12 protein-coding genes are annotated in these 14,071 nt (G+C 62.6%); 9 read left to right on the top strand and 3 right to left on the bottom strand.

Going from position 1 to position 14,071, the window contains the following annotated elements; genetic code table 11:
• Window positions 1-187: 187 nt before the first annotated feature.
• Entirely contained in the window at window positions 188-622 is a 435-nt protein-coding gene (locus JQ567_RS39140) for an ABC transporter substrate binding protein (RefSeq protein WP_212442983.1), read from the bottom strand.
• A 302-nt stretch (window positions 623-924) separates the two neighbouring features.
• Here JQ567_RS39140 and JQ567_RS34685 point away from each other — a divergent pair, with 302 nt between their 5' ends.
• Entirely contained in the window at window positions 925-1,374 is a 450-nt protein-coding gene (locus JQ567_RS34685; protein ID WP_212442982.1) for a VOC family protein, read from the top strand.
• Window positions 1,375-1,535: 161 nt separating this feature from the next.
• Here the strand turns inward: JQ567_RS34685 and JQ567_RS34680 are convergent, their stop codons facing one another.
• The gene (locus tag JQ567_RS34680) at window positions 1,536-2,042 is read right to left on the bottom strand and encodes a hypothetical protein (protein ID WP_212442981.1); all 507 of its coding nucleotides are present in this window, start codon (window positions 2,040-2,042) and stop codon (window positions 1,536-1,538) included.
• Window positions 2,043-2,233: 191 nt separating this feature from the next.
• Window positions 2,234-3,940, bottom strand: a complete 1,707-nt coding sequence (locus tag JQ567_RS34675) for a methyl-accepting chemotaxis protein (protein ID WP_212442980.1) — start codon at window positions 3,938-3,940, stop codon at window positions 2,234-2,236.
• A gap of 402 nt (window positions 3,941-4,342) precedes the next feature.
• Between JQ567_RS34675 and JQ567_RS34670 the strand changes: the two genes are divergently transcribed.
• The 8 genes from JQ567_RS34670 (at window position 4,343) to JQ567_RS34640 (ending at window position 14,056) form a co-directional block, all read left to right on the top strand.
• Window positions 4,343-4,795: a cache domain-containing protein gene (locus JQ567_RS34670; RefSeq protein ID WP_212442986.1), complete on the top strand. Its 453-nt coding sequence runs from the start codon at window positions 4,343-4,345 to the stop codon at window positions 4,793-4,795.
• A gap of 48 nt (window positions 4,796-4,843) precedes the next feature.
• Window positions 4,844-6,544 carry a methyl-accepting chemotaxis protein gene (locus JQ567_RS34665; RefSeq protein ID WP_212442979.1) on the top strand — a complete coding sequence of 567 codons (1,701 nt, stop codon included), beginning with the start codon at window positions 4,844-4,846 and terminating at the stop codon, window positions 6,542-6,544.
• Window positions 6,545-6,786: 242 nt separating this feature from the next.
• A complete protein-coding gene (locus JQ567_RS38475) occupies window positions 6,787-7,110 on the top strand; it encodes a hypothetical protein (protein WP_249165917.1) in 324 nt (107 codons plus the stop codon).
• A gap of 79 nt (window positions 7,111-7,189) precedes the next feature.
• On the top strand, window positions 7,190-7,387 hold the full coding sequence (locus JQ567_RS38470; protein ID WP_249165916.1) for a hypothetical protein: 198 nt from the start codon (window positions 7,190-7,192) through the stop codon (window positions 7,385-7,387).
• A gap of 46 nt (window positions 7,388-7,433) precedes the next feature.
• On the top strand, window positions 7,434-8,816 hold the full coding sequence (locus tag JQ567_RS34655) for an ethanolamine ammonia-lyase subunit EutB (RefSeq protein WP_212442978.1): 1,383 nt from the start codon (window positions 7,434-7,436) through the stop codon (window positions 8,814-8,816).
• Between the two features lie 149 nt (window positions 8,817-8,965).
• Window positions 8,966-10,555: a B12-binding domain-containing radical SAM protein gene (locus JQ567_RS34650; protein ID WP_212442977.1), complete on the top strand. Its 1,590-nt coding sequence runs from the start codon at window positions 8,966-8,968 to the stop codon at window positions 10,553-10,555.
• A gap of 110 nt (window positions 10,556-10,665) precedes the next feature.
• Window positions 10,666-11,439: an ethanolamine ammonia-lyase subunit EutC gene (eutC, locus tag JQ567_RS34645; RefSeq protein ID WP_212442976.1), complete on the top strand. Its 774-nt coding sequence runs from the start codon at window positions 10,666-10,668 to the stop codon at window positions 11,437-11,439.
• Between the two features lie 235 nt (window positions 11,440-11,674).
• Window positions 11,675-14,056 carry an RND family transporter gene (locus tag JQ567_RS34640; protein WP_212442975.1) on the top strand — a complete coding sequence of 794 codons (2,382 nt, stop codon included), beginning with the start codon at window positions 11,675-11,677 and terminating at the stop codon, window positions 14,054-14,056.
• The last annotated feature ends 15 nt before the right edge of the window (window positions 14,057-14,071 follow it).

The raw sequence follows: 14,071 nt of genomic DNA, 5'->3' as shown, positions 1-14,071 counted from the left end.
ATCGTACTGGCTCAGACTAACATACTTGAAGGGGCCGATGTCAGTTCTGGCGGCGAACTAATGTCTCAGTTGGGTCATTCGCGTCGGTTTGCCCGGACCACGGCGACCTCCGGTCTACCCCGGTGAACGGACATTCTCAGAATAGGCGGGCATGTCTCAAAGGCGCCAGGCGCGGACCTTGATGCCCTTACTCGATGATCTCATCGGCGCGGCCGAGTAGCGCAAGCGGCAGGCTGATGCCGAGCGCCTTGGCGGTCTTGAGGTTGATGATCAACTCCACCTTTGTGACTTGCTGGACCGGCAGGTTGGCCGGTTTCTCTCCCTTCAGAATGCGCCCTGTGTAGATGCCGGCCTGCCTGTAGGCCTCCGCGTGTCTGCGAATGTCGTCGGCATTGGTCGTGGCCCAGCGAATGTCGATCCGCACGTTGCGACCGTCGGTCCAGCCCAATTGTGCGAGCCCCTGCGCGAACGCCGCAATGCGGGTCTGGGATTCCGGATCATCCGCGGCCGTGCCCATGAGCACGCCGATGTGCCGCACGCGCTCGGCCTGCTGCGCGAGCGCGGCAAGCGGCACCAATGCCGCTGCGCCGGCCGTAAGAGCCATGAAATCTCGCCGTTTCATGTCGCCTCCCAGAACTCCGGCTCAAGACATAACATGCCATCGCATGGCCGTATGGTCGTTGAAGGGATCACGGGACGAATAGCGCGATCAGATAATCGGCGTCGCGCATGTCCGATTTGGGTCGGCATGAGCGGACCAGCTTGCTCCCCGAAGGAGACTTCGCCGCGCGGCCAGCCCGCCTACCGTGCGACGGAGCGAGCTGGTAGCCTTGCAACGGGCGGGAGCGGCAGTTGCCGGCAACTCGCCCGGCGGAAGTAAGCCGGCGGGCCGAGTGCGCGGCGTTGATGACAGGGAGTGATCAGATGATACTCAATCCGGATCATATCACGATCGCAGTGGCAGACGCCGACCGGGCGATCGGGTTCTTCGCGCTGCTTGGCTTCAAGAAGGGGCACGTCGCGACGATCGACGGTGGCCTTCCCGCCCGGTACATGGGCATGCCGGGCATGAAAGCGCAGCACATCACCCTCGCACTCGAAGGAGCGGATCCTCATTTCGAGATCCAGCTGCTGGAGTTCGACCCGCCCCCGGGGACCGATCCGGGTGCGCACCCGACGAATCTGCGAAAACTGGGCTTCAATCACCTCGCGTTCCGGGTCGACGACATTGAGGCGGCCACCGCGCACCTCGTGGCCAACGGCGTAACCGTGCTGAGTGACGAGATGGACTACATCAGCCGAAAGCTGCGGCTCTTCGAGGGTCCCGAGGGCATCACGGTAGAGTTGGTACAGTGGGACGGCTCAGACGTTTAAAGGCCTCCAACTCGCGCCTGCCGTCCCCTGAGCTGGTTGCGATGTCGCCTTATGCATAGCAATCAAGTTTACGCAGATTGCGTAGACTTATCTGCGGTAGAAAACGCGTCAAGACAAGAAACTGGAGCTTCGGTTCTGATTCTATCGGAACCGATCATGCTCTAGGCAGCTGAGGAGACCTTGTCGGGCTGGCAAGCGCGCTTGTCTGCGAAGGCCGTGTTGATGGCGTCGTGGAAGCGACGCAGCCAGTGCTCGGCTGTATTCGCGCGCGCTTCGGCTTCGGCCAGTCGTTTGGTGAGTTGTTCTACGTTCGCCTCACTTGCAATCAATCTTTCCTGGAGGCTGGCAATCTGTTGTGAAGCCTCAATTCGCTTCGAACGTGAATGCTGCAACAGTTCGAACGCCTTGGCCTGGATTTTGTGCGAGTGACTTTCCACCATCTGCATGGCCTGGGCGGCGCCACTGATCAGCTCAAGCGCTTGAAGATGGTCTGGAGAATCGGCGTCTTTCGGTAGGGCCGCGGCTGACGGGGCTGATGGGACCTCTTCGAGTTCGAGGCTGAAGTCCGAATCACCCTGGTCCTCCGTCCGCGGTACAACGAGGCTGTAGATGTGAGGGCGACGGATTGCGTGTGGCTGCCTGTTGGTGCCTCTGCTCTCCCGGGCCATGGTTGTTCTCCTCCAATGCGCTGGGGCCGTGCCGGGACAATCGCAAGATTATGGTTAACAAATGGTTAATGCGCACACGCGAAAAGGATGGTTGAGAGGTTGATACCCCTTGGCGTTGCCGGCCCGGCGGATCAGATATCCGCCGATTTGGGAATCCGATATCGCTTCAGAATAACTTCATCCGCACTAGACTAGGTGCCGGTGCGCCTGAAATCCTCGACCGGGTCGGCGCGCAGGTTGCGGAAGAATGTTTCGACCTCGCGGGACAGCGTTTCTGCGGTCGCCGTCAGGTCGCTGGAGGCGGTAAGGACGGACGCCGCGGCCGTGCTGGTCTTGCCCATGGCGTCGCTGAGCGAGCCGATATTGACCACCAGCGTGCCGTTGCCTTGCGCCGCCAGTTGCGCGTTCTGCGAGATTTCGCGGGTCGCCAAATCCTGCTGCTCGATGGCGCCGGCAATCGCTGACGTCACATCGTTGATCTCGCGCACCGCGTTGCCGATTTCGCGGACGGCATCGACCGAGTTCCTGGTCGAGGTCTGGATCAGGCCGACATTCTGGCCGATCTCGGCGGTCGCCTTGGCGGTCTGCTCGGCCAACGCCTTGACCTCATGGGCGACGACGGCGAAGCCGCGGCCGGCGTCACCGGCGCGCGCGGCCTCGATCGTTGCGTTCAGCGCCAGCAGATTGGTCTGCTCGGCGATCGCCTGGATCAGGTTGAGCACGCCGTCGATGCGTTGCGTTGCGGCGGCAAGCCCTTCGATCTCGGTGACGGATTTTTCCGTGCGCAGACCGGCCTGTTCGACCGCGCTGGCGGACTGGCGGACCTGGCGGCCGATCTCCTCGACGGAAGCGGACAGTTCTTCGGCGGCGCTGGCGACCGCGGAAACGTTGCTGGAAGCCTGCTCGGTGGCGCCTGACGCCGCAACCGCGCGTCCGCTGGCATCCGACGCCACGCTGGCGATGGTCTCGGCGGTGCCGCGCATCGACGTCGCGTTGTCGGTGACGGCGCGCAATACGCCGCCGATCGCTTCGCGGAACGCGTCCACCGAGGCTTCGATCTGCCGGGTGCGTTGTTCGCGGGCCTTGGAATCCTCCACCACCTGCGAGTTCAGGTTGCGGTTGCGATCCATCGCTTCCTGGAAAATCTTGATGGCGCGCGCCAGCGCACCGATCTCGTCGCCGCGATTGGCGTGCGGCACCTCGACGCCTTCGGCGCCCTCGGCGACGCGCTTGATGGTGTCGGTGATGACGGACAGCGGACGCGCGACCGAGCGGGCAATGATCAGCACGCCGATCACGACCACGACGATCGCCAGCACGCCGAGACCGGTCAGGACAAAGGCCAGCGTATGGTTGGCGTCGGCCTGCTGCGCCAGCTTCTTGCTGCGCTCGGCGTAGACCTTGGAAAGCGCTTCGAGATCCTTGTTCAGGGCCGAGCGCACCTGGCGGTTGGCGTCATTGTCGCCCCATTCGCGGCCAGCGGCGGCGCCGATTTCGACGCCGCGCCGAACCAGTTCCTTGCGGAAGTCGATGAATTGTTCGATGCGCTTCTTGAAGGTGGCGAATTGCTCGGCATCGTCGGCCTGTACCAGCGCCTGCCAGTTCCTGACGACTTCGAGAATGCTTTCGTTGAATTTGAGCAGCCCGTCGCCGTACCGCTTCACGACGGCGGGCTCCGTCGACATGTAGACACCGCGGGATTCCATCACCACCGCATAGACCAGCGAATTGACCCGTTCGACGTTCAGCGCTGCCCGGCTTGCCGTCGCGACGGCTTCGGTGAGGGCGGTGTTCTGTCGGGTGTTGTAGTCGGAGAGAGCCGTGATGGCGGCGACGAGGACCGCGAACAACGCGAAGATTGAGTACAGCTTGGCTGCAAGCGAAAGGCGGGACAGCATGGATCTACCAGGGAAAGAGCCAGGGGATTTTATGGATTGGGTCATCGCGGCACTCCAAATGGGGCCGGTGAGCACCGTCGGCCGTCGACAAATTATGTCAAATTTTCATGGAGAATTTCTTAACCCACGAGGTTTGGCTGGCTGCAACTCCCGGAAGAAATCCATAAGAAAATCATATGATTGAAATGTTCCCTGGCGTGGAACCCGGGCACTCCGCCGCGGCGGGCTGGCCGCCTTTGGCAGGCCAGCGGCACCGGAAGGGCCGCGTTTGAGGCCAGTTGCCCTACGGATAGGCAATTTAACCGTTGGTTTGCTCTTTTCTGCGAGCGTTCAAGGGCCGCGGTTGTGGACCGCCTGCCGAACCAACTAATCGGGGAGATAGTTAAGGTGAATACTCGCTTCATGAAGCCGTTGATTTCAGCACTTGTTGCCACGCTCGTTTCCGCCGGCGCCGCCATGGCCGCCGATGGTGCAAGCAAGGATGACGCCGTCGCGATGGTCAAAAAGGCGGTCGCCTTCATCAAGGAGCAGAGCCCCGACAAGGCCTATCCCGAATTTACCAACAAGGACGCCAAGTTCATCGATCGCGACTTGTACGTCGTCGTCTATCAGCTCGATGGCAAGGTGCTGGCTCACGGCTCGAACCCGAAATTCGTCGGCAAGGACATGAGCGATGCGCAGGACGTGGACGGCAAGCTCTATGTCAAGGAGCGCGTCGAATTGGCCGCCAAGCAGCCCTCGTTCTGGCAGGACTACAAATTCGTCAACCCGGTGAGCAAGAAGGTCGAGCCGAAGCAGATGTACTGCGAGAAGCTGGACAACACCGCAGTATGCGCCGGCATCTACAAGCTCTGACACCCTGACAACCAGTGGCGCCCAGGATCGGCGCATCGAAGGGTTGATATGCTCGGCTGGATCAAAAATATCGGGCTGTCCTGGAAAGTACAGCTCGCGCCGACGTTCCTGATCCTGGTTCTGGTCGGGGTCGGCGCCTATGCCTTGCAGGCGTTGCGATCGAACCAGACCGCTGTCGACGCGCTTGTGTCGGGCCCGATGCGGCAATCCGAGCTTGCGAACGACCTCACCACCACAACCTGGATGGCGCATGCCAAGCTGTATCGCCTGGCGGCGACCGCGGCCAACGAAACGGATGCCAAGAAAGTTGCGGCCATCGTCAAGGAGGCTTCCGATGCCGCCGCGAAGATCGCTGAAGCCCTGAAGGCGGTCGAAAGCGCCCAGGGCGGGGTCAAATCGGATGGCCTTGAAAAGCTGAAAACCGCCGTTGCCGGCTATCTCAAGCAATCGAAGAACGCGATCGAGATGGCCGACGGCGATACCGGATCGGCGCTGATGTTCATCAAGGGCGCGGAGCGGAATTTCGCCGATATCGAGAAGCTCACCGACGATCTGATCACGCGCAGCAGCGAGAGCAAGGATCGGGAGATTGCCCGTGCGGGGCTGAACCTCGAGCAGCAGCAGTTGACGCTGATGGTGGTGCTGTTGGTGGTGGCGTTCGCAGGCATCGTCGTTTCGTTCCTGGTCGGCCGGAGCATTTCCCGCCCGGTGGTGGCGATGTCGCGGGCGATGCGCGAACTCGCGGCCGGCAATTTCGAAGTCAAGCTGCCGGGTCTCGCTCGCCGCGACGAAGTCGGCCAGATGGCGCACGCGGTCCAGGAATTCAAGGTGCAGGCCGTCGCCAAGGCCGAACGTGAGACCGCCGGGCGCGAGGAAGAGCATCGCGCGCAACAAACCACCCGCCGTGCCGAACTGCACAATCTGGCGGAAAGCTTTGAAACCGCGGTCGGCAATATCATCGAGAACGTCAGCTCGGCGTCGAGCGAACTGGAAAGCTCCGCCGTTGTCCTGAACGAGAGCAGCGCGGCGACCCAGCAGCTCAGCACGGTCGTCGCGACGGCTTCGGAAGAGACGTCCAGCAACGTGCAATCGGTCGCTTCCGCGACCGAGGAAATGGCCGGCTCCATCAACGAAATCGGGCGCCAGGTGGCGGATTCCAACCGGATCGCCAACGAGGCGGTCGATCAGGCGCAGAAGACCGACGCGCGGATCGCCGAATTGTCGCTCGCGGCAAACCGCATTGGCGACGTCACCCAGTTGATCACCACGATCGCGGAACAGACCAACCTGCTGGCGCTGAACGCCACCATCGAGGCCGCGCGCGCCGGCGAGGCCGGCCGCGGCTTTGCGGTGGTGGCGCAGGAGGTCAAGGCGCTGGCGGCGCAGACCGCCAAGGCCACCAGCGAAATCGCGACGCAGATTGCCGGCATGCAGGCGGCAACCCAGGATTCGGTGGTCGCGATCAAGGAGATCAGCGGCACGATCGGACGGGTTTCCGAAATTGCCGCGGCGATCGCCGCTGCGATCGAGGAACAGGGCGCCGCCACCCAGGAAATCGCCCGCAACGTGCAGCAGGCCGCCATCGGCTCCACGCAGGTCGCAACCAGCATCGCCGACGTCAATCGCAGCGCCGGCGATACCGGTACGGCGTCTTCGCAGGTGCTTGCATCGGCGCAAATGCTCGCCAACGAAAACAAGCGCCTGAAGACCGAAGTGGTCAAATTTCTCGCCACCGTTCGGGCTGCCTAGAATCTCATCGGGTGAGGGCGCGCCTACCTGCCTCAAGCGAGCAGATGAGTTCTCACGCAAGGTGAGCCGCATGCACCAGTGGCGCGAATCAAGCTAGACAGCGAGCGCAGCGACGGAACGGAGTCCGGCTCGTCTTGCCCGGGCGGGCGAACGCGCAAACCCTGATGCCATCGTCTGGGACCATCCTGTGCGCGGGACGCTGCTGCACCATGTGGTTCGCTTGTGAGTGAGGACGGGGGCTTATGGCTCAAACTGCTGCCCTGACGGGCAATGTCGATCTCTATCTTCACGTTCGCGTGCTGGTCGCCATCATTCTCGGGCTCAGCGTCACCCGCTTGATCAGCGGCGTCGCGACATTGATCCAGCATCCCGGCCGCACCCCGATCTGGTCGGTTCATCTGGGCTGGGTCGCCTGGGCGCTCCTGAACGTGGTCACGTTCTGGTGGTGGGAGTTTCGGCTGAGCTTCGTGCAGCAATGGACGTTTGGCCTGTATGCCTTCGTTTGCGTGTACGCGTCGATGTACTATTTCCTGAGCGCGCTGCTTTTCCCCTCAGGATCTCGATGATTATCAGGGCTATCAGGACTATTTTCTCGACCGCCGCCGCTGGTTCTTTGGCTTTATTGCCCTGACGGAAGCGCTCGATGTGGTCGATACCTTGATAAAGGGCGAGCAGCATCTACGTTTCCTCGGACCTGAATATCTCCCGCGGATCGGCGTATTCGTGTTGCTGTGCGCGGTGGCCGCGATAACGCGCAATCCGAGATTCCATAAGCTGTTTGTGTTCGCCGCGATCGCTTATGAGATTAGCTTTTTCGGCCGCTATTACGCTACACTGAACTAGTCGGCGGCCACGACAGTGGAGCGAGAGCAGGGGCCTGGAAATCAGCATGGTCTATCGCCAAGCCATTGATGCCACCTCTTACGTCTTCGACGATTTGCGCGACCTGCTTGCCAAGGCGACGCCGCCGCGTTCCGGCGATCGCCTGGCCGGCGTCGCAGCCGACAGCGCCCAGCAGATGATTGCGGCGCGGATGGCGCTCGCGAATGTCCCGCTCAAGCAGTTCCTGAGCGAGACGGTAGTGCCTTACGAGGACGACGAGGTCACCCGGCTGATTGTCGACAGCCACGATGCGGCAGGCTTTGCCGCCATCTCGTCGCTGACGGTGGGCGGGTTTCGCGACTGGCTGCTCTCGGACGCTGCGACCTCCGCGGTGCTGAAGCAGATATCGCGCGGGATCACGCCGGAGATGGCCGCCGCCGTGTCCAAATTGATGCGCAACCAGGATCTCATCCTGGTTGCGAAAAAATGCGCCGTCACGACGGCGTTTCGCAACACCATCGGCCTGAAGGGCCGGATGAGCGTCCGCCTGCAGCCCAACCATCCCTTTGACGACGCCAAGGGCATTACCGCCTCGATCCTCGACGGCATCCTGCTCGGATCGGGCGATGCCTGTATCGGCATCAACCCGGCGAGCGACGATCCTGCCGTGATCGGCGAACTCGTGCGCCTGCTCGACGGCGTCATCGCGCGGCTGCAGATCCCGACCCAGGGCTGCGTGCTCACCCATGTCACCACCACGCTCGGGCTGATCGGGCAGGGCGCGCCCGTCGATCTCGTATTCCAGTCGATTGCGGGGACCGAGGCCGCCAACCGCAGCTTTGGCGTCGATCTGGCGCTGTTGCGGGAAGCGCAGCAGGCCGGGTTATCGCTACGCCGCGGCACCGTCGGCGACAATGTGATGTATTTCGAGACCGGCCAGGGCTCGGCGCTGTCGGCGGGCGCCCATCACAATGTCGATCAGCAGACCCTGGAAGCGCGGGCCTATGCCGTGGCCCGCGCCTTCGATCCCTTGCTGGTCAACAGCGTGGTCGGCTTTATCGGCCCGGAATACCTGTATGACGGCAAGGAGATCATCCGCGCCGGGCTGGAGGACCATTTCTGCGGCAAGCTGCTCGGCCTGCCGCTTGGCGTCGACGTCTGCTACACCAACCATGCCGAGGCCGACCAGGACGACATGGACAATCTGCTGACGCTGCTGGCGGCCGCCGGCGTTACCTTCATCATGGGGGTGCCGGGCGCGGATGACGTGATGCTGAACTATCAGTCCACCTCATTCCACGACGCGCTCTATGTCCGGGACCTGTTCGGACTGAAGCGGGCGCCCGAATTCGACGACTGGTTGCTGCGCAGCGGGCTTGCCGGGGCCGATTTCCGCCTTGCGGGCGACGCGGGCCTGCTACCCGAATTTGCGTCACGGCTGATCGCTTGAACCGTCCGGGCGCGCCCGGTGACTAATCTGTCACGCAACCATCGGGCCGCCAGCGGGTTATAAGAGGCCGCCACAATCTTGAAGAATTTCTGGCCCACCCTTCAATGACGTGCTTAAATTTGCGATAGGGCTTTGGCTGAGGAAGTTTGATGAGAGCTGAAGGCATTGAGACGGCACGGCGCATCCTGTGTGTCTTCCCGCGATACACGTCTTCTTTTGGCACGTTCGAGTACGCCTACCCTCTGACCGACGGCGTCCAGGCTTTCATGCCTCCGCAGGGGTTGCTGCTGATCGCGGCCTATTTGCCGGCCAACTGGCCGGTCCGCTTCGTCGACGAAAACCTCCGCCCCGCCACGAGGGAAGATTTCGAGTGGGCGGAAGCGGTATTCGTCAGCGGCATGCACATCCAGCGCCAGCAGATGAACGACATCTGCCGCCGTGCCCATGCGTTCGACCTTGCGGTCGCGATCGGCGGGCCGTCGGTCAGCGCCTGCCCGGATTACTATCCCTCGTTCGATTATCTCCATGTCGGCGAACTCGGCGACGCGACCAATGATCTGATCGCGCGGTTGGCGCGCGACCCGTCGCGGCCCGATGAGCAGGTGGTGCTGAAGACCGCCGATCGCCTCGCGATGACGGAATTTCCGATCCCGGCCTATGAACTCGCCGAGACCAGAAAATATCTCCTCGGCAGCATCCAGTATTCGAGCGGCTGTCCCTATCAGTGCGAATTCTGCGACATCCCCGGCCTCTATGGGCGCAATCCGCGCCTGAAATCACCGCAGCAGATCATCGCCGAACTCGACAGGCTGCGCGAATGCGGAATGACCGACACGGTGTATTTCGTCGATGACAATTTCATCGGTAACCGCAAGGCAGCGCTTGACCTGTTGCCGCATCTTGTCGAATGGCAGAAGCGAACCGGCTACATCACGCGGCTCGCGTGCGAGGCGACGCTGAACATCGCCAAGCGGCCGGAGATTCTCCAGCTGATGCAGGAGGCTTTCTTCGTCACCGTGTTCTGCGGCATCGAGACTCCCGATCCCGACGCGCTGAAGGCGATGCACAAGGACCACAACATGATGGTCCCGATCCTGGAAGGCATCCACACCATCAATTCCTATGGCATGGAGGTCGTCTCCGGCATCATCATGGGTCTCGATACCGACAAGCCCGAGACCGCCGACGCGTTGCTGGCCTTTGTTGATGAATCCCGGATTCCGCTGCTGACGATCAACCTGCTGCAGGCGCTGCCGAAGACGCCGTTGTGGGATCGCCTGCAAAAGGAAGGCCGGCTGCTTGAGGAAGACGAAAGCCGCGACTCCAATGTCGATTTCCTGCTGCCCTATGACCAGGTGGTCAGTTCATGGCGCAAATGCATGGAATTTGCCTATGAACCCGCGCGGCTGTTCGCCCGCTATCAGTACCAGTGCGAATACACCTACGCCAACCGTATCAAGAGGCCTGTCAGCCCGGAGATGCGCAGCTGGGCCAATATCAGGCGCGGCCTGATCATGCTGCGCAATATCTTCTGGAAAGTCGGGGTGCTCGGCGACTACCGGAAAGCGTTCTGGAAATTCGCGCTGCGGCGGCTGCGGCAGGGCGACATCGAGGGCCTGATCGGTTCGGCGATGATCGCGCATCATCTGATCTTGTTCGCGCGTGCAGCCTCCGGCGGTCAGCAGAGCGCATCGAACTATTCGATCCGGCTGCGCGAGGCCTCGGTCCCCGCCGAGTAACCAGAGCGGTTTCGAGCGAAGTGGGTACCGGTTCGCATAGCAATCAAGTTTACGCAGATTGCGTAGACTTATCTGCGGTAGAAAACGCGTCAAACAAAACAGGCTCCAGCATGAAAACGCCGGTGCCGCCGTCCCGTTCGCTTAAGCATCTGAGGGAGCTGACGCCGGCGCGTGTCGGGCTTGGCCGGGCCGGCGCCAGCATGCCGACCGAGGCGCTGCTCGCCTTCACCCTCGACCACGCGCGGGCCCGCGATGCGGTTCATGGCGCCTTCAACACGTCGCGTCTCGTCGAGGGATTGGCCAGTCTTGGACTGGCGCCGGTTCTCCTCTCCAGTCAGGCGCGCAACCGGCGCGATTATCTGCGCCGCCCCGATCTCGGACGCATGCTCGATCCGGCCTCGCAACGCGCGCTGGCCGATCGATGCGGTGGCCCGTGCCAGCTGGCCATCGTGGTCGGCGACGGCCTGTCGCCGGCGGCGGTCAATGTCCATGCGATCGAACTGGTTCGCAATCTCGTTCCGCGATTGCAGGAATCCGGGATCCAGCCCGGCGGTACCGCGGTCGCCTCCGGCGCGCGCGTGGCGCTGGGGGACGAGATCGGCGCCATGTTCGGCGCGCGGATGGTCCTGATGCTGATCGGCGAGCGGCCGGGCCTGTCGGCGCCGGACAGCCTCGGGGCCTATCTGACCTTTGCGCCGCGCATCGGCCTCACCGACGCGATGCGCAACTGCGTCTCCAACGTCCACGGCGCGGGGCTGAGCTACGATGAAGCCGCCTTCAAGATCGCCTGGCTGGTGCGCGAGGGGCTGGCCCGGCAAGTCACGGGCGTCGCACTAAAAGATGAAAGCGGCGGCGGGGCGCCGGCACGGATCGGGGCTGGTTAGTTCGAGTGTGACAAATCAGAGACTTAGCGGCGATTTTCGTGATCTGCACGGCGATTTGACCCCCGCCGCGCGCTTGCCGTATGCGGTCCGGGCCTGTAAAACGGCGGCGGTTAATTTACCGCGTGATTTCAAGGGCTAGCGCCAATCAGCGCCAATCAGATATGGGGCTGACTGAGCCGCATCCGCGCCCGCAACCCAAGCTACAATTCAAGCCGACGTGAGAACTGGACAGGGTATGCTCGAAAAGAACACCGAAAGTCGGGTCCACGTCGAGGAGATCGAGGAGCCGCCGCCGCCCGGGCAGAGCATCGCCTTCGGGCTCGAGCGCATGGGGCTCATCGCGGTCAAGGCGCCCATCCTGTCCTGCCTCATCCTGGCCGCCCTGATGATCGCGGCGATCTTCGGCATCCAGCGCATCAAGATCGATGATTCGCTGAGCCAGCTGTTCCGCTCCGATTCCAAGGACTACAAGCAGTACGAAGCCGTCACAAAGCGCTTTCCGGCGACCGAATTCGACGTGCTGGTGGTGGTCGAAGGCAAAACGCTGCTGGCGCGCCCCAATCTCGAAAAGATCCGTGACATGGTCACGGACCTGCAACTGGTCGATGGCGTGCGCGGCCTGGTGTCGCTGTTTTCGGCGCGTCAGGCGCCGGAGCGCGGCAAGCTGCCGGCGGCGTTGTTCCCCTCCGAGCTGCCGGAAGGTGCAGCCTACGACAAATTCGTCGAGACCGTTAAGACCAACGAGATCATTCGCGGCAAATTGCTGTCGGAGGACGGCACGCTGGCGCTGATGGTGCTGTCGCTCGAACCTTCGATCGTCGGCAGTTCAAGCCTCACCAAGGTGATCGGCGATATCAGGAAGATCATGGCCGACGATCTCGCCGGCAGCGGGCTCAATGCGCAGCTGTCCGGCGTTCCGGTCATGCAGCTCGAGATCCGCAACGCGGTCAAGCGCGACGGCTTGACCTACAACATCCTCGGCATCCTCGCCGGCTGCATCATCGCGATCATCTTCTTCCGCAAGATATCGTTCATGATCGTCGCGGCGTTCCCGCCGATCATTGCGATCCTGCTCGCGCTCGGCGGTCTCGGCTGGGCCGGATTCAATCTCAACATGTTCCTCAACGTGATGACGCCGCTCATCATGGTGATCAGCTTCTCCGATTCGATGCAGCTGACCTTCGCTGCGCGCGACCGGCTGATCGCGGGACAGGACAAATACACCGCGTTCAAGAACGCCGTGCTGGTGGTGGGGCCGGCCTGCGTGCTCACCCATGGCACCGCGGGCATCTCGTTCATCGCGCTGCAATTCTCCGACTCCGAATTGATCCGCAAGTTCGGCGAGGCCGGGCTCGCCGCCACCATCATCGCGCTGATCGCGGTGCTGTCGCTGGTGCCCGCGTTCGGCGTGCTGCTGGTGCGCAACGAAAAGATCATGGCGGTGAAGTTCCAGGGCGCCGACGCCGGCGTCCAGGCGCTGCGCAATTTCTGCTACTGGATCGCCGTGCGCATGGTCAGCCGCCCTGGGCTGTTCAGCCTGATCGCGGTGCTCCTGGTCGCCGGCCTCGGCTATATCTACGCCACGCTGGAGCCGCGTTATCGTCTCGCCGACCAGGTGCCTGACAAACGCCAGGCGGTGGCGGCGTCGAGCCGTCTCGATGCCAAGCTCACCGGCGCCAACCCGATCGACGTGCTGATCGAATTCCCCAAAGGCGCCTCGCTCTATTCACCGGACACCCTGAAGACGATCGCCGATGTCCACGCCATGGTGGAAACGGCGGCCGGCGTCGGCAACGTCTGGTCGCTGGAAACGCTGCGCCGCTGGCTCGCCGAAAAGGCAGGGAGCAGCGATGTCGCGACGCTGAAGGAATATGTCAGCGTGATTCCCGAACATCTGGTGCGGCGCTTCATCTCGGCCGATCAGGACGCCGTGGTGGTGTCGGGCCGCGTTCCCGATCTCGATTCAAGCGAGATTCTTCCCGTGGTCGACAAGCTCGACACAGCGCTCAACAAGGTGCGCGCCGAGCATCCGGGCTATGAGATCGCGGTGACGGGTCTGTCGGCCATCGCCGCGCGCAACAGCGCCAACATGATTCAGAAGCTCAACCACGGCCTCACCATCGAATTCCTGCTGGTCGCGATCTTCATTGGCCTCGCGTTCCGCTCGGTGGTGGTGATGTTCTCCTGCATCCTGCCCGGCATTTTCCCGGTGGTGGCATCGGGCACCGTGCTGTGGATGCTGGGGGAGGGGCTGCAATTCGCCAGCGTCGTGGCGCTGACGGTGTCGTTCGGCCTCGGCCTCAGTGCGACGATCCACTTCCTGAACCGGCTGCGGCTGGAGTCGAAGCCCGGCATCAGTCCGGAACTGGCGGTGGAACGCGCCACCGTGCTGGTCGGCCCGGCGCTGATCCTGACCACGGTGGTGCTGGCCTGCGGCCTCGTCGTGACGGTGTTTTCGGACCTGCCGTCGCTGCGCCTGTTTGGCTGGCTCAGCGCGTTCTCGATGGTCGCAGCATTGGTCGCGGATCTCTTCATCCTGCGGCCGACGTCGATGTTCCTGATCAACCTGTCGGATAAGATCCGCGGCACCGGCGCTCACGCCAAGCCGGCAAAATAGCAGATCGGCAGAGCA

This window comes from Bradyrhizobium sp. AUGA SZCCT0431 (assembly GCF_018131065.1).
In the GTDB taxonomy this organism is placed as follows: domain Bacteria; phylum Pseudomonadota; class Alphaproteobacteria; order Rhizobiales; family Xanthobacteraceae; genus Bradyrhizobium.
This window is presented reverse-complemented; position numbering and strand designations above follow the sequence as displayed.

Bases quoted from the DNA above. Each gene is read 5' to 3' on its own strand.
- JQ567_RS34650 (WP_212442977.1), top strand. From the start codon at position 8,966: ATGAGAGCTGAAGGCATTGAGACGGCACGGCGCATCCTGTGTGTCTTC.
- JQ567_RS34665 (WP_212442979.1), top strand. From the start codon at position 4,844: ATGCTCGGCTGGATCAAAAATATCGGGCTGTCCTGGAAAGTACAGCTC.
- JQ567_RS34670 (WP_212442986.1), top strand. From the start codon at position 4,343: ATGAAGCCGTTGATTTCAGCACTTGTTGCCACGCTCGTTTCCGCCGGC.
- JQ567_RS34685 (WP_212442982.1), top strand. From the start codon at position 925: ATGATACTCAATCCGGATCATATCACGATCGCAGTGGCAGACGCCGAC.
- JQ567_RS38475 (WP_249165917.1), top strand. From the start codon at position 6,787: ATGGCTCAAACTGCTGCCCTGACGGGCAATGTCGATCTCTATCTTCAC.
- JQ567_RS34640 (WP_212442975.1), top strand. From the start codon at position 11,675: ATGCTCGAAAAGAACACCGAAAGTCGGGTCCACGTCGAGGAGATCGAG.
- JQ567_RS39140 (WP_212442983.1), bottom strand. From the start codon at position 622: ATGAAACGGCGAGATTTCATGGCTCTTACGGCCGGCGCAGCGGCATTG.
- JQ567_RS34655 (WP_212442978.1), top strand. From the start codon at position 7,434: ATGGTCTATCGCCAAGCCATTGATGCCACCTCTTACGTCTTCGACGAT.
- JQ567_RS34680 (WP_212442981.1), bottom strand. From the start codon at position 2,042: ATGGCCCGGGAGAGCAGAGGCACCAACAGGCAGCCACACGCAATCCGT.
- JQ567_RS34675 (WP_212442980.1), bottom strand. From the start codon at position 3,940: ATGCTGTCCCGCCTTTCGCTTGCAGCCAAGCTGTACTCAATCTTCGCG.
- eutC (WP_212442976.1), top strand. From the start codon at position 10,666: ATGAAAACGCCGGTGCCGCCGTCCCGTTCGCTTAAGCATCTGAGGGAG.